We start from the raw sequence: 17,371 nt of genomic DNA, 5'->3' as shown, positions 1-17,371 counted from the left end.
GCCCCACCCCCGGCCCCGCTCGCCTCATCGGCCCTCCCCGACAGCTCCCCGGGGCTCTCCCGCCGGCCAGCTGTGCACGGGCTCGCCCTCGTGCATCAGCTCGCAGTAGCGCCGGGTGGTGGCCGCCAGCGCGGCCTCACGGTCGAGGCCCGCCTCCAGCGCCCGGTGGAAGGTGTCCACCTGCCACGAGGCGCCGTTGACCCGCCGCTTGCACCGCTCCTCGATCACCCCGAGGTAGAAGTCGCGGTCCGCGGGCTCGACGTTCCACGCGTCGAGCCCGGCCGCGGCCAGCGGCAGCAGTTCGTCCCGTACGAGCTTGACCACCGGCACCGTCGTGATTCCGGCGGCCCGCCCGGGGCGGGGCCAGCGCAGCTCGGCGTCGATGCCGTGGCGGCAGGCCGTGTCGAAGTTGGCCGCCGCCTCGGCGAAGGAGAGCCGACTCCACACCGGCCGGGCGTCCTCGGCGAGTGCCCGCACCAGTCCGTAGTAGAAGGCGGCGTTGGCGATCACGTCGGTGACGGTGGGCCCCGCCGGCAGCACCCGGTTCTCCACGCGCAGATGGGGCACGCCGTCGGCCACCTCGTACACCGGCCGGTTCCAGCGGTAGACGGTGCCGTTGTGCAGCGCCAGCTCCTGGAGGCCGGGCACCCGGCCGCCGTCGAGCACCGCCAGCGGTTCCTCGTCGTCGCAGATCGGCAGCAGGGGCGGGAAGTACTTCAGGTTCTCCTCGAACAGGTCGTAGGCGGAGTCGATCCAGCGCTCCCCGAACCAGGTCCTGGGCCGTACGCCCTGGGCCTTCAGCTCCGGCGGCCTGGTGTCCGTGGCCTGTTCGAACAGGGGTGGTCTGGACTCCCGCCACAGCTCGTGGCCGAACAGGAAGGGCGCGTTGGCACCGAGTGCCACCTGCACGGATGCCACGCACTGCGCCGCGTTCCACACGTCGGCGAAGCGGTCGGGGGTGACCTGGAGGTGCAGCTGCACGGAGGTGCAGGCGGCCTCCGGGGTGATCGAGGCCGACGTACAGGTGAGCCGTTCCACCCCGTCGATGTCGAGAGTGAAATCCTCTCCCCTGGCCGCGACCATCTGCTGGTTGAGGAGTGTGTAGCGGTCCACGTCGGAGAGATTCGCGGAGACCACGTCCTGCCGGGTGAGCGTCGGAAGAATTCCGATCATCACGATCCCGGCGTCCACCTCCGTCGCTTTGCGGTGAGCATATCCCAGCCCGGTGCGCAGTTCTTCGGCGAGCTGATCGAGAACCCGGCCGTCCAACCGGTGCGGCGCCACATTGACTTCCAGGTTGAACATGCCGAGTTCGGTCTGGAAATCACCGCTCGCGATGCGCTTGAGCACCTCCGCATTCATCATGCGGGGCATCCCGTCGGAGCCCGCCAGATTCAGCTCGATCTCCAGGCCCATGAGATTCTTGGGCCGGTCGAACCGCTCCTCCGCCAGGAGCCGCTCCAGCACCGTCAGGCACTGCTGAAGCTTCCTGCGGTACTTCTGCCGATCGGACAGACCGGAACCGTCCGCTTCGACCTTCTCCCCCATCGAAGGGTCCCTCCTCCAGTGGGCAGCCCGCGGCACCGGCCGCTCGCGTCACGATCGATAATGCCCACACCCGGTGATCCGTAACGTCTTCCCGCCCCGTCGGCGCACGCGGACCGCTACTGTTGTCCTGCGGTCCCGCGGCACATTCCTATGGCATGGCGTGGTGCTCTGTTTCCCCTGCCCCGTCCTACCGCGAATAACGCAGACGAGTTTCAGCCGTCCCCGCAGGGCGAATCATCCCAGGCCAGACACCTTCTCTTCGGTGTTTATCCACGGAAAACCCGCGAGAGAAGGACTTAATAGTGCCTTGTCCGCAATATCTGGGACAGCTAGAAGAAACATGACGCGAACACGTGTCGTATAAACTCCGGCTACGAGGCAGAGAGTCGGCGTCCGGCCGCACCCGAGCTGAAGCCCACCTCTGACCCCGCATGCCGACAGCGACGTCCGCAGAAGTCATGCTCCACTTCACGCTTCACCCTGTCTCCGAGTGAGAGGCAACCCACCATGCCGCTGCAAGTACCCCCGGCCCCGGCGCCCGCCCTGCGCAGCGTTCTCGCGGCACTCAGTTCCCCCACAGCCGTCCGCGATGCCCGCACCCCGGCCCTGCAGTCCGTCCAGGGACCGCTGAGCCCCGAACTCCCGCTCCCCGTCCACGTGCTCGACCATGTCACCCCGGCGGGGCGCGCGGCCGCGCCCGACGGCCGCGCGCCCCGGACCAGACTGACCGGCTGGCGCTTCCTGATCCGGAGCGGCGAGCGCACCGTGGCCGCCGCCGACACGATGCTCACCGCCGACGGCTGGGCCTTCTCCCGCTTCTTCGAAGGCCCTTACCTCACCGCCACCGAGCGTGCGCTGCGCCAGGCCGAGGGGCTGACGACCCTGTACCAGCCCCGGCTGCTGTCCGTGCCCGAGCTGTACATGCTCACGCTCTGGCTGCACGGGGACACGGAGGCCGACGCGGGCACGGGCACGCCCGACCCGGTCGACATCCTGGTCCCCCTCGCGCCCGCCCCACCGGGCATCGCGGCGCACCGGCCGCACCGGGTCACCGAGCTGCTGCCGATGATCGGACTGCGGCTCGCCCCGCCGCCGCTGCTCACCACACCCGCCTGAAGCCCGCCCCGTGCGGCAGCGCCCGGCCGCACGCCGTCTCCCCTCGGAACCCGTATCAGCGCCTCTTGTTGCCCCGCAGCCCCCGACGGCCGCGGGGCACGGTGCTGCCCACCGGAGAGGGCACTGCCCATCCGGACTAGTCAGGTCGGGCCACCGGAAACCATCCGAAAAGTGGGCCCTGCCGAACTGAACCGTCCGGCCGGGTGACGCGTCCTTGAGCAGAAGGAAGCGCTGCCGCGAAATCCCTGCGGATCGCCGTCCGTGGGGCAACACTAGGACAGGACACGACAGATACGGGGGGCGGCCATGAACCCATCGAGCCGCAGGACTCTCACGACGACCCAGCGAAAGAACCCGCCCATGTGCCAGCATCAACCAGCCTGCCCGACAGCCGACTCCGCCGACCGCGACGCCGCCCGACTGATGGCGCACCACCCGGAGCAGGGCTGGAGTCTGCTGTGCAACGGCGTTCTGCTCTTCGAGGACACCGGCGAGCTGCTGCCGAACGGGAGGATCATCGCCCCGCACCGGCCGCTGCGGACCGAACGAGTGGTGACGGCGGCCTGACACCGCCGGTATGACGGGGGCCGGCCCGGAGAGACTTCCTCCGCACCGGCCCCGACGCATGTCCTCAGTGGTCGTACTCGTCCAGCGGCGGGCAGGAGCAGACCAGGTTGCGGTCGCCGAAGGCGCCGTCGATCCGGCGGACCGGCGGCCAGTACTTGTCGGCGGCGTCGACACCGGCCGGGAAGACCGCCTCGCTCCGGCTGTACGCGTGGGCCCACTCGCCGCCCAGCGCCGCCGCCGTGTGCGGCGCGTTGCCCAACGGGTTGTCGTCGGCGGGCCACTCGCCCGAGGCGACCCTCTCGATCTCCCGACGGATCGCGATCATCGCCTCGCAGAAGCGGTCGATCTCGTGCAGATCCTCGCTCTCCGTGGGTTCGATCATCAGGGTGCCCGCCACCGGGAACGACATCGTCGGCGCGTGGAAGCCGTAGTCGATCAGCCGCTTGGCGATGTCGTCGACGCTGACCCCGCTGGCCTTGGACAGCGGCCGCAGATCCACGATGCACTCGTGCGCGACCAGCCCGTTCGGGCCCGTGTAGAGCACGGGGTAGTGCGGCTCCAGCCGCTTGGCGATGTAGTTGGCGGCGAGCACGGCCACCTGCGTCGCGCGCTTGAGGCCCGCGCCGCCCATCAGCCTGACGTACGCCCAGGAGATCGGCAGGATGCCCGCCGAGCCCCACGGCGCCGCCGAGATCGGCCCGACGCCCGTCGCGGGCCCGGCAGCGGGCTGCAGCGGGTGGTTGGGCAGGTACGGGGCGAGGTGGGCCCGTACGCCGACGGGGCCGACCCCGGGACCGCCGCCGCCGTGCGGGATGCAGAACGTCTTGTGCAGGTTCAGATGCGAGACGTCCGAGCCGAACCTGCCCGGCTTGGCCAGCCCCACCAGCGCGTTGAGGTTCGCGCCGTCCACGTACACCTGGCCGCCCGCGTCGTGCACGGCCGCGCAGATGTCGCTGATGTGCTCCTCGAACACGCCGTGCGTGGAGGGGTAGGTGACCATCAGGACGGCCAGCTCCGCGCCGTACCGCTCGATCTTGGCGTGCAGGTCCTCGACGTCGACGTCGCCGTCCTCGCGGGTCTTGACGACGACGACCTTCATGCCCGCCATCACCGCGCTCGCCGCGTTCGTCCCGTGCGCCGAGGACGGGATGAGGCAGACGGTGCGCCCGGTGTCGCCGTTGGCCCGGTGGTAGGCGCGTACGGCCAGCAGACCGGCCAGCTCGCCCTGCGAACCGGCGTTGGGCTGCAGGGAGACCGCGTCGTAGCCGGTGACCTCGGCGAGCCGCTCCTCCAGCTCCCGGATGAGCGTGAGGTAGCCCTGCGCCTGCTCGGCCGGGGCGAAGGGGTGCAGCGCGCCGAACTCGGGCCAGGTCACCGGCTCCATCTCGGTCGTCGCGTTCAGCTTCATGGTGCAGGAACCGAGCGGGATCATCCCGCGGTCCAGCGCGTAGTCACGGTCGGCGAGGCGGCGCAGGTAGCGCAGCATCGCCGTCTCCGAGCGGTACTGGTGGAAGACGGGGTGCGTCAGATAGTCGTCGCCGCGCAGCAGCGCCGCCGGCAGCGCGTCGGCCGTCTCCGCGTCCAGCGCCTCGACGTCGCCGTCGACGCCGAAGGCGGTCCAGACGGCGCCGAGTTGGGCGCGGCCCGTGGTCTCGTCGCAGGCCACCAGGACCTGGTCGGCGTCGACCTGGCGGAGGTTGACCCCGCCCTCGCGGGCGGCGGCGACCACCTCGGCGGCCCGGCCGGGCACGACGGCGGTCAGCGTGTCGAAGTACGCGTCGTGCGCGAGCGGGACCCCGCCCGCGCGCAGCCCCTCGGCCAGCAGCGTCGCGTAGCGGTGGGTACGGCGCGCGATGGAGCGCAGCCCGTCGGGGCCGTGGTAGACCGCGTACATTCCGGCCATGACGGCGAGGAGCACCTGTGCGGTGCAGATGTTGCTGGTGGCCTTCTCGCGGCGGATGTGCTGCTCGCGGGTCTGGAGCGCCAGCCGGTACGCCTTGTTGCCGTCGGCGTCCACGGAGACCCCGACGAGGCGGCCCGGCAGGCTGCGCGCGAACTTCTCCCGTACGGCCATGAACCCGGCGTGCGGTCCGCCGAAGCCCATCGGCACCCCGAAACGCTGGCTGGTGCCGACCGCGATGTCCGCGCCCAGCTCGCCGGGGGGCGTCAGCAGCGTCAGCGCGAGCAGGTCGGCGGCGACGGTGACGACCGCGCCCAGCGCGTGCGCGCGCTCGATCACGGCGCGGATGTCGCGGACGGCCCCGGACGCGCCCGGGTACTGCACGAGCACGCCGAAGACGCCGCGCTCCGCGATCTCCTCGGAGATGCCCTCGCTCAGATCCGCGACGACGACCTCGACCCCGGTCGGCTCGGCGCGGGTCCTGATCACGGCGATGGTCTGCGGCAGCGCGTCGGCGTCCACCAGGAAGACGCCGTCCTTGACCTTGCCGACGCGCCGCGACAGGGCCATCGCCTCGGCAGCCGCCGTGGACTCGTCGAGCAGGGAGGCGCCCGAGGTGGGCAGCCCGGTCAGCTCGGCCACCATGGTCTGGAAGTTGAGCAGGGCTTCGAGGCGGCCCTGCGAGATCTCCGGCTGGTAGGGCGTGTACGCGGTGTACCAGGCGGGGTTCTCCATGACGTTGCGCAGGATGACCGGCGGCGTGAACGTGCCGTAGTAGCCGAGGCCGATCATCGGGGCGAGCACCTGGTTGCGCTCGGCGAGCCCGCGCAGCTCGGCCAGGACCTCGGCCTCCGTGCGGGCCTCGGGCAGCCGCAGCGCCTCGGCGCTCCTGATCACGTCGGGCACGGCCGCGTCGGTCAGCTCGTCGAGCGAGCCGTAGCCGACCTGCGCCAGCATCTTCGCCTGGGCGCCCGCGTCGGGGCCTATGTGGCGCTGCTCGAAGGGGGTGCCTCGCTCCAGCTGGGAGAGCGGAATACGGGGGGCGTTCATAGCGGAGGGCCTCCTGGTCTGCCACGACCTACGAGGGGCACCAGGACGCGGGTGCCCGGACGGCCTCCCCCTCTGTCATCTCGACCTGAGAGCTTCACCGGTCCGCCGCGTGGCAGACCGGTTTTCACCGTCGGTGAGAGCCGATGCCGTCCGACACCGCTCTGCTTTCCAGAGTGACCTCGTCCGCGCGGTACGGGGGCCTGAGAGATTCCGGGGAGGAGTTGCTCCTTCGGCGCCTCCGGCGATCTCACCGGAGAACTCTCCCGCACGGGGTCAGCAGCCGCTCGCCAGCCTACCAGCGGGCCTCTCGGGGCGGCCTTCGAGTGGCCGCCGCCCGGGATCTGCACTTTTGTAGTCCTTACGAGCAGTTGCGACCAGTTGGAGGGACCGTGGAGACCGATATCGATCCGCGCAGTCTGATAGGGCGCAAGGCGTTCGACCGGGACGGCAACAAGCTCGGCACGGTCGACGAGGTGTATCTGGACGACGCGACGGGCGTACCCGAGTGGGCGGCCGTGCGCACGGGTCTGTTCAGCAGGGACGCGTTCGTCCCCCTCGCCCCCAGCACCCTGGCCGTCGACGGGCTGCGGGTCCCCTTCGAACGGTCCCTGATCAAGGACGCGCCCGATTTCGGCGTGGGCCGCCATCTCTCCCCCGACCAGGAACTCCAGCTCTACCACCACTACGGCCTCGCTCTCCCCGCTCCGAATCCGCCGGAGCGGCCGGCCTCCCGCTCCGACCGGGACTCGGAACGCGACTTCGGCCGGCTCGCCGGACAGGAGGACTGACCCCCGGCGCCCGCCGCCCCGGCCTCCGCGGGGTCCGCGGCCGGCGGGGTCCGCGGCACCAGCGGCAGCGGCTCGGAGAGCGCCAGATCGGGGTCGTCGATCCAGAACGTCCGCACCCAGCCGGGGGCGGACCCCGGCTCCTCGAACCGTACGGTCACCCTCCGCAGCCCACTGCCCTGCACCCAGCCGGGCCCGAACACGGCGTGGCGCACATCGTGCCCGGCGGGGAAGCGGCGCTCGGCGAGCGCCTCGGGCCCCTCCACGGGCCCGTCCACAGGGCCGCTGACGGCCTCGGGCGCCGGTCCGGGCGCACCGTCGCCCGACCGGGCCTCCTCCGCCGCCTCGGCCCTCTCCGCCGCCTCCGCCCTCTCGGCCCGCTCCGCCCGGTCCCGGTCGGCGGCGGCCTGGGCGAAGAGGTCCTCCTGCGTGTAGTCCGCCAGCCCGGTCACGCCCACGCCCAGCAGCCGTACCCCGCCCGTGGTGTCCACCGCCTCCAGCAGCCGCCCGGCGGCCTCCCGCACCACCCCGGGATCGTCCGTGGGCCCGCGCAGCGTCTCCGAACGGGTCAGCGTCGAGAAGTCGTAGCGCCGGACCTTCAGGACGACGGTGCGCCCCGAGTGACCGGCGGCCCGCAGCCGCCCCACGCACCGCTCGGCGAGCCGGTCGACCTCGGCGCGCACCCGCACCCGGTCGTGCAGATCGACGTCGAAGGTGTCCTCCACCGAGACCGACTTGGCCTCGCGCTCGGAGACCACGGGCCGGTCGTCGTGCCCCCGGGCCATCCGGTACAGCGAGATGCCGTGGGCCTTGCCCAGCAGGCGTACGAGTTCGTCCTCGCCCGCCTCCGCCAGATGGGCGACGGTCGTCATCCCGGCCCGCCGCAGGTGCTCCCCCGTCGCCGGGCCCACCCCCGGCAGGATCCGCACGGACATGGGGCCCAGCAGCGCGCGCTCCGTACCCGGCTCTATGAGCACCAGGCCGTCCGGCTTGGCCTGCTCCGAGCCGATCTTCGCGAGCATCTTGGAACCGGCCAGCCCGACCGAGCCCGCGAGCCCGGTGGCCGCCCTGATGTCCCGGCGCAGCCGCTCACCGGCCGCCAGCGCCGAGGCGGTGTCATGCGCCGAGCCGCCCGCCTCCAGGTCCACGAACGCCTCGTCCAGGCTCAGCGGCTCCACCAGCGGCGAGAGCGCGCCCAGGAGACCCATGACCCGCTCGCTGACCTCACGGTAGAGCGCGAAGCGCGGCACGAGATACGCGGCGTTCGGCGCGAGGCGTCTGGCCTGCGCCATGGGCATCGCCGAGTGCACCCCGAACCGCCTCGCCTCGTACGAGGCGGTCGAGACCACGCCGCGCGGGCCGAGGCCGCCCACCACCACGGGCTTTCCGCGCAGGCTCGGCTTCGCCGCCTGCTCGGCGGCGGCGAAGAAGGCATCCATGTCCAGATGCAGGATCGTCGGCGCGGGTCTCACACCACCGATGCTGCCTCACACCACTGACAACGGGCCGCTCGCGGCGCCGGGAACGGCGCCGCGAGCGATGTCGCGAGCGGCGTCAGACGGCCCGGTCGCGGCGCCTGCGCGCCAGTTCGTCCGCCGGATTGTTCCCGATCAGCGTCTCGCCGGTGTCGATCCGCTCGCCGTGCAGCTGCGACAGCGCGGCCTCCACGTCCCGCCACACCACGCCCACGGCGATCCCGAAAACGCCCTGCCCGCCCTGGAGCAGGCTCACGACCTCGTCCGGGGAGGTGCACTCGTGGACCGTCGCGCCGTCGCTCATGAGCGTCATGCGGTCCAGGTCCTTGAAGCCCCTGGCGCGCAGGTGCTGCACCGCGGCCCGGATGTTCTGCAGGGCCACCCCGGTGTCCAGGAACCGCTTCACGATCTTGAGGACGACCACGTCGCGGAAGCTGTAGAGCCGCTGGGTGCCCGATCCGTACGCCGGGCGCACGCTGGGCTCGACCAGCCCCGTACGCGCCCAGTAGTCCAACTGGCGGTACGTGATGCCCGCCGCCGCACACGCGGTCGGACCCCGGTATCCGACCGCCTCCGCACCGGGGTCGGGCGCGCTGCCGTGAAGCGGATACGGACCGCCCGCCGCCGTACCGTCGCCGCTGCTTCTCACGCCGACCCTCCGTCCTTGACCTGCCCTGTCGAAGGTAGGCAGTCACCCGGGGTGCGTCAACGATCGCCACACTCGCCACGCCGAGTGATAATCACCCTGAGAGTGGTTTCCCGTGTCCTGTTCCGGGGAAAGGCTGACCGAATGCCCGGACGGGGGCCGGTGCGGCGCTCCGGCCGGTCACTGGCTGTTGGTCCCGAAGTCCTCCGGAGAGATCTGGTCGAGGAACTCGCGGAACTTCTCCACCTCGTCCTCCTGCTCGTCCGGGATGGCGATGCCGGCATCGTCCAGAACCCCGTCACTGCCGTAGATCGGTGTGCCCGTGCGCAGTGCCAGCGCTATGGCATCCGACGGCCTGGCGCTCACCTCGACCCCGCTCGCGAAGACCAGCTCCGCGTAGAAGACCCCTTCCCGCAGGTCCGTGATCCGGACTTCGGTCAGCTCCTGGCCGACCGCCTCCAGCACGTCCTTGAAGAGATCATGGGTCAGCGGTCGGGCCGGGGCCATGCCCTGCTGGGCGAAGGCGATCGCGGTCGCCTCCCCCGGTCCGATCCAGATGGGGAGGTAACGATCGCCTCCCACTTCACGCAGGAGCACGATCGGTTGGTTGGAGGGCATTTCCACCCGGACACCCACAACGTCGAGCTCGTTCACACAGCAACCCTAGGACGTGCCCGGCAGGTTTGGGTAGTCGGACTCCCCCATGATCAGTACCGGCGGTCCCCGAGAGCCGTCCGGAACAGCGCCTGATGCAGCCGCACGGAGAGGGTGGCCAGCTCCTTGGTGGTCGCCTCGGCATGGGCTCTGGTCTGCGGATTACGGTGCCGACGCAGCGGCGCCACCACCTGCTCGACCAGTCCGGCCTCGCGTTCCGCGGCCGCTTTCATCACGCGCAGATGCCGGGGTTCGAGACCGAAGCGTCCGAGATCCGAGACGAGTTTCGCGACAGTGACCGTCTCGGCGTCGTAGCCGCCCTCCGGCAGCGGGGTGATGAGTCCGTACGACTCCCACTCCGCCAGCGCGCTCTCGCCGACCTCCGCGGCGGCCAGCAGCTCCTCCCGGCCGATCCGCGCGGCGGTGGGACGCCCCGATTCCGCGTCCTGGACGCCCTCCAGCGGCCCGCGCTGCGGCGCGGGCAGCGATACGTGCTCGCCCCGCTCCAGGGCGTCCAGATGCTCCCTGATGACCTTGAGGGGCAGGTAGTGGTCCCGCTGCATGCGCAGGATCCGGGCCAGCCGCTCGACGTCACCGGGACTGAATTTGCGGTAGCCGGAGGGCGTTCTGCTCGGCTCGACGAGGCCCTCGGCCTCCAGAAAACGGATCTTGGAGATCGAGACCTCGGGAAACTCGTCCCGCAGCCGGGCCAGCACCGCGCCGATGCTGATCAGCGGCTCGGCCGTGCGGGCGGTGCCGTGTCCGGCACCGCCCTTGGATGTCAGCGGCATGGACCTTCCCTGGTGAGGGTCACACGCCCCGCTGGCTCGCGTAGAAGACCATCCGGTACTTACCGATCTGGACTTCGTCGCCGTTCGCCAGCAGGACCGAGTCGGTCGGCTCACGATTGACGTACGTACCGTTCAGACTGCCCACGTCCGAGCAGGTGAAATGCCCGTCCGCGCCTCTGCGGAACTCCACATGACGGCGCGACACGGTCACGTCGTCGAGGAAGATGTCGCTCTCCGGGTGCCGGCCCGCCGTCGTCAGGTCGCCGTCCAGAAGGAAACGGCTCCCCGAGTTGGGACCGCGACGGACCACCAGCAGCGCCGAGCCGGGCGGCAGGGCGTCGACGGCGGCCTGGGCCTCCGGGGTCAGCGAGGGAAGCGACGTCTGTCCCGTCACTTCCGAGTCGTACGCCTCAAGACCCGAGATGGAGATCGTCGAGGTCGTCTCCGAAGCGCGCTCGGCGGGGACCCCGCCCCGCAGCGGCGCGCCGCAGTTGGAGCAGAACCGGCTCGCCTCGGCGTTCCGGTGCCCGCATCTCGTACAGACCGGCAAGCCCGCCATCGTGGGTTCCTCCTGCCGCGACTGCCCACCGGGGGCAGATGATTCACCGAAACCTATGCGTCCGGTACCAGCGGGGTCAACAGACGACGCGCCGTGCCCCGGCGTCGGCTCGCCACCCACCTGGTCCCGGAAGAGCGGGCGCTCACCGCTCGGTTCCTCACTCCCACCCTGGCGCGATGCACGATGGCGGTTGGAACCGCCGTCCTCGCGCGCGCTCTTGCCGAACAACTTCCCAAACAACTTCACGGGCGATTCCCCTTGACCGAAACAGACCCGCCCGTGGGGCAGGACGAACCCTGAATGAACACACCTGCCGACCCGGACATCTTGACAACGTCCGTATCCACCGGACAGTTTCCACCACACACCACGCTGATCGCGCGCCGACCCCCCGCAACCTCATGCCCGCGTCCGACGGCCGCCATGCACCGCCGCGTCACCGTGATGACGACCGAGCGTAGTCAGGACGCTTCGCCGGTCGCAAGGCATCCACGATGATCTTCTCAGCACGCGTCACCGTGGCCGTGGCCTGCTCCTTCTCCAACGTCTGGACCACCCCGCCCGGAATGTTGAGGGCGGGCTCCAGATCCTGCGGCTTGCCGATGACCTTGAAGCTGTACGGCGCGGTCACCGCCTTGCCGTCCACCTGTACGTCACCGCCGCCACCGGAGAAGTATGTACGCGCGACCACCCGGACGTCATTGACCTGGATGGCCTCGGCGCCCGCGGCCCGCAGCTCCTGCAGCGCGTCGAGCAGCATGTCGGGGGAGACCGTACCGCTCGGGTCGTCGATCGTCAGCGTGATCCCCGGCCCCTGCGCGGCGACCGTGCCCGCCAGGACGCCGAGCTGCTGCTCCTTCTCCCGCGTCTGCTTGCGAGCCTCCTCCGCCTGGTCCGAGCTGGTCTCCAGCTCGGTGCGCTGGTCGTCCAGGCGCGACTTCTCGTCCTCCAGCCGCTGCGTACGGTTGTCCAGCTCGTCCAGGATCCGCACCAGGTCCTCCTGGCGGGCCCCGCGCAGCGCGCTGTCGTCGTTGTTGGACCGCACCTGGATCGCGAGCCCCAGGCCGAGGCCGAACAGCAGCAGGGCGACGACGAGCTGAGCCCGCGTCACCCGCGGCGGCCAGAGACCGGCCGCCAACCTCTGCCGCCCGGTGAGCTGTTGGGGCTCCTGAGGGGCGCCGGGGTCCTCGGGGGCTCCGGAGGCGGGCGCGGCGCCCTGGAGGGACGGCAGCTCGCGTCCGCGCGCGGCGTCGCCCCGCTCGGGCCCGCCCGCCGGCCGCTCGTCCGGCGCGCTCCCGTCCGGGTCGTTCCCGACTGGCTTGTTCTCGTCGTTCATCGGCCTCACGCCCGGAACACGTGCCGCCGGATCGCGGCAGCGTTGGAGAAGATCCGGATGCCGAACACGACGACCACCCCGGTGGACAGCTGGGCGCCCACGCCCAGCTTGTCGCCCAGGAAGACGATGAGCGCGGCGACCACCACGTTCGACAGGAAGGAGACGACGAACACCTTGTCGACGAAGATGCCGTCGAGCATGGCCCGCAGGCCGCCGAAGACCGCGTCCAGCGCGGCGACGACGGCGATGGGCAGATAGGGCTCGACCACTGCCGGCACCTCGGGCCGGACCAACAGCCCGACCACGACTCCCACGACGAGGCCCAGTACGGCGATCACGATGTGCCCTTCTCGGTGTCTGCCGCGCGCCGCCCGTTGCCTTTCGCGGCGGCGTCGGCCTTCGGCTGTGCTGTGCGTACGATCAGGCTCGGCGCGGCGGGCAGCCGCACCTCGCCCTCATCGGAGATCTTGGTGCGGATGTCGAAGTCGTCCCGCAGGGAGCGCAGATACAGACCGTCGGCGCTGGCTTGAAATGCCTCGCTCAGCTTCTTCCCGTCCCCCACCGCGAGCACGGTGTACGGCGGCACCAGCGGCCTGTTGTCGACCAGTATGGCGTCGCCCGCGGCCCTGATCGCCGACAGCGACGTCAGCCGCTGGTCGTTGATCGCGATCGCTTCAGCGCCGGACTCCCACAGGCCGTTGACCACCCGCTGCATGTCCCGGTCCCGTACCCGGCCGGTGTCGGAGAACCCGCTGCTCTCGCGCGGTCCGCCACCGCCCGAGGATGCCTCCTTGGCGTCGTCCACCACGAGCTTCACCCCCGGACCCGTCACCGGGGTCGCACCGGCCAGCAGCCCGACCAGCTCCCCCTGGTCCCCGCCCTGCGAGCGCAGCGCCGCGCGCTGCCGGTCGCCGACCTCGCCGCGCAGCTTCTCGACGGTCCGCTCCAGCGTGTCGGCCGCCGAAGTCTCCGCGTTGATGCGGTCGATCAGCTCTTCGCGCTCCTTGGCCACGACCGGGGCCGAGATCCGCGCCTGGGCCGCGCCGACGGTGACCACCAGAGCGGCCAGCACCAGCCCGGCCGCGAGCCCCAGTTTCGCCCTGAGGGTGCGGGGCAGTCCGCCCTCCTCGGCGTCCCTGCGGGCCGCCGCCTCCGCGTACCCCTCGTCGAGGCCGTGGTTCATCACGTTGTTCAGCAGCGACATCGACGCGTCGGGGCGCGCGTGCGGAGAAACGGTGCTCCGATCGGGGGACTGCTGCGACATGCCGCACATCGTCGCACGTCGTGAACGCTACCGCCGAATGGCCCCACCCCTGTGCCGGGCGGCCTCCGGGGAGGCCGCCCGGCACAGGGGGACGACAGGTGGGGCGAAGTGCCTAGTGCCCGGCGCCGTCCACCACGGACGACCACTCGTCGAGCAGCGCCTGGGCCGACGCGTCGTCAGGACCCTCGGCCCACAGATGGGTGACGGCCTCGGACGGGTCCGGCAGCACCATCACCCAACGGCCGTCGGCCTCGACCACCCGGACACCGTCGGTCGTGTCCACTTGCCGGTCCCCGGCCGCCTCCACGACACTGCGCATCACGAGCCCCTTGACGGCCCACGGAGTGGCCAGATCCCGCCGCAGGACGTGCGCGCGCGGGATACGGGCGTCGATCTGGCTCAGCGTGAGCTGCGTACGCGCCACCAGCCCGATCAGCCGCACGAAGGCCGCCGTACCGTCCAGCACGCTGCTGAACTCCGGCACGATGAACGCTCCGCGGCCGTCGCCGCCGAAGATGGTGGTCTCCTCGCGGCCCACCCGGGTCAGATCGTCGGGCGACGTCGTCGTCCACTCGACCTGCGTGCCGTGGTACGCGGCGACCTGCTCGGCGATCCTCGTCGTGGTCACCGGCAGCGCCACCCGACCGCTGCGCCGTTCCGCCGCGACCAGGTCGAGCAGGACGAGCAGCGCCCGGTCGTCCTCGATGATCCGGCCGCGCTCGTCCACGAGGGACAGCCGCTCACCCACGGGGTCGAACCGGACGCCGAACGCGGCGCGCGCCGAGGCCACGATCTCGCCGAGCCTGACCAGTCCGGAGCGACGGGATTCGGCCGTTTCGGTCGGACGGGATTCGTCCAGACCGGGGTTGATGGTCAGCGCGTCGACACCGAGCCGGCCCAGCAGGCTGGGCAGTACGAGCCCGGCGCTGCCGTTCGACGCGTCGACCACGACCTTGAGTCCGGCCTCGGAAATGCCCGTCGTGTCGACGTTGCGGAGCAGCGAGCCGGTGTACGAGTCGAAGACGCTGGCCGGGAAGTGCAGATCGCCGATCTCGCCGGGGAACGCGCGACGGTACTCCTGGCGCGCGTAGACCCGGTCCAGCTTGCGCTGGCCCGCCTGGGACAGGTCGGCGCCCCGCTCGTCGAAGAACATGATGTCGACGGAGTCGGGCACCCCGGGCGAGGTACGGATCATGATCCCGCCGGCGCTGCCCCTGGCGGTCTGCTGCCGGGCCACCGGCAGCGGCACGTTCTCCAGGTCCCTGACGTCGATGGCGCTGGACTGCAGCGACGAGATCACGGCTCGCTTGAGGGCGCGCGCACCACGTGAGTGGTCACGCGCCGTGGTGACGGTGGACCCCTTCTTGAGCGTGGTCGCGTAGGCGCCCGCCAGCCGCACCACGACCTCAGGGGTGATCTCCACGTTCAGGATGCCGGAGACGCCGCGGGCGCCGAAGAGGTTCGCCTGTCCGCGGGACTCCCAGATCACCGAGGTGTTGACGAAGGCGCCTGCCTCGATGGTCTTGAACGGGTAGACCCGCACATTGCCCTGGATGATCGATTCTTCGCCGACGAGGCACTCGTCGCCGATGACGGCGCCGTCCTCGATCCTGGCGGCCCGCATGATGTCGGTGTTCTTGCCGATCACGCAGCCGCGCAGATTGCAGTGCTGGCCGATGTACACGTTGTCGTGGACCACGGCCCGGTGGAGGAAGGCGCCGGTCTTGACGACGACGTTGGATCCGACGACGGTGTGTTCGCGGATTTCCGCGTCCGCCTCGACCTTCGCGTAGTCACCGATGTACAGCGGACCGCGCAGTACGGCGTCGGGATGGACTTCGGCGCCTTCGGCCACCCAGACGCCGGGAGAGATCTCGAAGCCGTCGATGTCGACGTCGACCTTGCCTTCGAGCACGTCGGCCTGGGCCTTCACATAGCTCTCGTGCGTACCGACGTCCTCCCAGTAGCCCTCGGCGATATAGCCGAAGACGGGCTTGCCCTCCTTCATGAGCTGCGGGAAGACATCACCGGACCAGTCGACGGAGACATCGGCCTCGACATAGTCGAAGACCTCGGGCTCCATCACGTAAATGCCGGTGTTGACGGTGTCCGAGAAGACCTGTCCCCAGGTGGGCTTCTCCAGAAAGCGTTCGACCTTTCCTTCCTCGTCCACGATCGTGATACCGAATTCCAGCGGATTCGGCACCCGGGTCAGGCACACGGTGACCAGTGCGCCCTTCTCCTTGTGGAAAGCGATGAGGTCGGTCAGGTCGAAGTCGGTGAGAGCATCGCCGGAGATGACGAGGAAGGCGTCGTCCTTCAGCGCTTCCTCGGCGTTCTTCACGCTCCCAGCGGTACCGAGCGGCTTCTCCTCGTTGGCGTAGGTCAGCTCCATGCCGAGCTCTTCACCGTCGCCGAAGTAGTTCTTGACGAGAGAGGCCAGGAATTGCACGGTTACGACGGTCTCAGAGAGCCCATGGCGCTTGAGCAACCGCAGCACATGCTCCATGATCGGCCGGTTCACGACCGGCAGGAGCGGCTTGGGCATGCTTGAGGTCATGGGGCGAAGTCGAGTGCCTTCGCCACCGGCCATCACAACGGCCTTCATGTCGGAAGCGTCCTCCTTGAAGAGACGGGCTCGCCGACTTCACCCGTCTGGGCACCCGGGTCGGAAGAGAGTCCCCTCGGCGGTCAGGCGCGGACCGACGCGACACTGCGCGGCACCACATTGACGAGCTCAATCGGCCACGGTGTCCGCCCTCACGAGCCGGCGGACCTGGACCACATAGAGGACTCCTGCCCACCAATACAGACTTGTACCCCATCCGGCGAACGCCCATCCGAAAACTTCGGCGAGTGACGCAAGCCATCCACTTCTGTCACTGAGGAGCAGCAGAGGGAAGGCGTACATCAAGTTGAAGGTAGCGGCCTTTCCGAGGAAGTTCACCTGGGGCGGCGGATAGCCGTGGCGTCGAAGGATGGCCACCATGACCAGAAGCATCAGCTCACGGGCCAAAAGGGCCGCGGTGAGCCACAGCGGCAGGATCTCGCGCCATGTGAGGCCAACCAGGGTGGAAAGGATGTACAGCCGGTCGGCGGCGGGGTCGAGAACCCGCCCCAGGCTGCTGATCTGGTTCCACCGGCGGGCGAGCTTGCCGTCGAGATAGTCGCTGATGCCGCTCAGCATCAGGACGAGCAGGGCCCACAGGTCGCTGTTGGGGCCGCCGAACTCAGGGCGAAGAATCAGCCACAGGAAGAGCGGAACGCCGACGAGGCGGGCCATGCTGAGGATGTTGGGGATGGTGAGTACCCGGTCCGTCTGAACGCGGGTCTCCTGGACCTCCACCCGGGGGCCTCCTGTGTGGAACGTGCCGACGATGCCTCCTGACCTTACCCTCATAGTCGGCGATCGGGTCCCAGGGGGTCGTGAACGCAGAAATGCCCCGCACCAGAAGGTGCGGGGCATTCCCACAATAATTGTTCGGCGGCGTCCTACTCTCCCACAGGGTCCCCCCTGCAGTACCATCGGCGCTGTGAGGCTTAGCTTCCGGGTTCGGAATGTAACCGGGCGTTTCCCTCACGCAATGACCACCGAAACACTATGAAGATATCCAACAACTGACGCATCTAATTAGAAACGCCAACACGGCTGTTCGTTACTTCAGAACTAACACAGTGGA

General features: G+C 70.1%; 15 protein-coding genes, 1 rRNA gene and 1 riboswitch. Of the genes, 3 read left to right on the top strand and 13 right to left on the bottom strand.

The annotated features are described in order from the left end of the window. Positions 1-24 precede the first annotated feature (24 nt). Complete coding sequence (locus DVH02_RS32720; RefSeq protein WP_114627477.1) at positions 25-1,548, bottom strand: glutamate--cysteine ligase; 1,524 nt, start codon at positions 1,546-1,548, stop codon at positions 25-27. A 507-nt stretch (positions 1,549-2,055) separates the two neighbouring features. On the opposite strand from DVH02_RS32720, the gene DVH02_RS32715 reads away from it, so the two are divergent. Further along, positions 2,056-2,664, top strand: a complete 609-nt coding sequence (locus DVH02_RS32715) for a hypothetical protein (RefSeq protein WP_114627476.1) — start codon at positions 2,056-2,058, stop codon at positions 2,662-2,664. 360 nt (positions 2,665-3,024) lie between these two features. After that, entirely contained in the window at positions 3,025-3,231 is a 207-nt protein-coding gene (locus tag DVH02_RS32710; protein ID WP_199566503.1) for a DUF5999 family protein, read from the top strand. 64 nt (positions 3,232-3,295) lie between these two features. On the opposite strand, the gene gcvP is transcribed toward DVH02_RS32710, so the two are convergent. Then, positions 3,296-6,181: an aminomethyl-transferring glycine dehydrogenase gene (gcvP, locus tag DVH02_RS32705; RefSeq protein ID WP_114627474.1), complete on the bottom strand. Its 2,886-nt coding sequence runs from the start codon at positions 6,179-6,181 to the stop codon at positions 3,296-3,298. A gap of 178 nt (positions 6,182-6,359) precedes the next feature. Continuing rightward, positions 6,360-6,457, bottom strand: a riboswitch (glycine riboswitch). Positions 6,458-6,570: 113 nt separating this feature from the next. On the opposite strand from gcvP, the gene DVH02_RS32700 reads away from it, so the two are divergent. Next, positions 6,571-6,969: a PRC-barrel domain-containing protein gene (locus DVH02_RS32700; protein ID WP_199566502.1), complete on the top strand. Its 399-nt coding sequence runs from the start codon at positions 6,571-6,573 to the stop codon at positions 6,967-6,969. On the opposite strand, the gene DVH02_RS32695 is transcribed toward DVH02_RS32700, so the two are convergent. From DVH02_RS32695 to rrf, 11 genes are all read right to left on the bottom strand, one after another. After that, positions 6,864-8,438 (bottom strand): DNA polymerase IV, encoded by a 1,575-nt coding sequence (locus DVH02_RS32695; protein WP_114627472.1) that lies wholly within the window; start codon positions 8,436-8,438, stop codon positions 6,864-6,866. The genes DVH02_RS32700 and DVH02_RS32695 overlap by 106 nt on opposite strands. Before the next feature lie 82 nt (positions 8,439-8,520). Beyond that, positions 8,521-9,090 (bottom strand): MerR family transcriptional regulator, encoded by a 570-nt coding sequence (locus DVH02_RS32690; RefSeq protein WP_114627471.1) that lies wholly within the window; start codon positions 9,088-9,090, stop codon positions 8,521-8,523. Positions 9,091-9,267: 177 nt separating this feature from the next. After that, on the bottom strand, positions 9,268-9,741 hold the full coding sequence (locus DVH02_RS32685; RefSeq protein WP_006123076.1) for a bifunctional nuclease family protein: 474 nt from the start codon (positions 9,739-9,741) through the stop codon (positions 9,268-9,270). Between the two features lie 53 nt (positions 9,742-9,794). Continuing rightward, positions 9,795-10,532 (bottom strand): transcriptional regulator FtsR, encoded by a 738-nt coding sequence (gene ftsR / locus DVH02_RS32680; protein ID WP_114627470.1) that lies wholly within the window; start codon positions 10,530-10,532, stop codon positions 9,795-9,797. A gap of 19 nt (positions 10,533-10,551) precedes the next feature. Continuing rightward, the gene (locus DVH02_RS32675; protein WP_114627469.1) at positions 10,552-11,457 is read right to left on the bottom strand and encodes an FHA domain-containing protein; all 906 of its coding nucleotides are present in this window, start codon (positions 11,455-11,457) and stop codon (positions 10,552-10,554) included. 70 nt (positions 11,458-11,527) lie between these two features. Continuing rightward, positions 11,528-12,427, bottom strand: a complete 900-nt coding sequence (locus DVH02_RS32670) for a DUF881 domain-containing protein (RefSeq protein WP_114627468.1) — start codon at positions 12,425-12,427, stop codon at positions 11,528-11,530. A gap of 5 nt (positions 12,428-12,432) precedes the next feature. Next, positions 12,433-12,765 carry a small basic family protein gene (locus tag DVH02_RS32665; protein WP_023543062.1) on the bottom strand — a complete coding sequence of 111 codons (333 nt, stop codon included), beginning with the start codon at positions 12,763-12,765 and terminating at the stop codon, positions 12,433-12,435. Continuing rightward, the gene (locus DVH02_RS32660; protein WP_114627467.1) at positions 12,762-13,691 is read right to left on the bottom strand and encodes a DUF881 domain-containing protein; all 930 of its coding nucleotides are present in this window, start codon (positions 13,689-13,691) and stop codon (positions 12,762-12,764) included. Before DVH02_RS32660 ends, DVH02_RS32665 begins: the two co-directional genes overlap by 4 nt. A gap of 112 nt (positions 13,692-13,803) precedes the next feature. Then, on the bottom strand, positions 13,804-16,299 hold the full coding sequence (locus DVH02_RS32655; RefSeq protein WP_114627466.1) for a mannose-1-phosphate guanyltransferase: 2,496 nt from the start codon (positions 16,297-16,299) through the stop codon (positions 13,804-13,806). Between the two features lie 129 nt (positions 16,300-16,428). Further along, the gene (locus DVH02_RS32650; protein ID WP_199566501.1) at positions 16,429-17,037 is read right to left on the bottom strand and encodes a CDP-alcohol phosphatidyltransferase family protein; all 609 of its coding nucleotides are present in this window, start codon (positions 17,035-17,037) and stop codon (positions 16,429-16,431) included. Between the two features lie 133 nt (positions 17,038-17,170). Further along, positions 17,171-17,287 (bottom strand): 5S ribosomal RNA (gene rrf, locus DVH02_RS32645). Positions 17,288-17,371 lie beyond the last annotated feature (84 nt).

The sequence above is a fragment of the Streptomyces corynorhini genome, from assembly GCF_003346515.1.
GTDB lineage: Bacteria > Actinomycetota > Actinomycetes > Streptomycetales > Streptomycetaceae > Streptomyces > Streptomyces corynorhini.
This window is presented reverse-complemented; position numbering and strand designations above follow the sequence as displayed.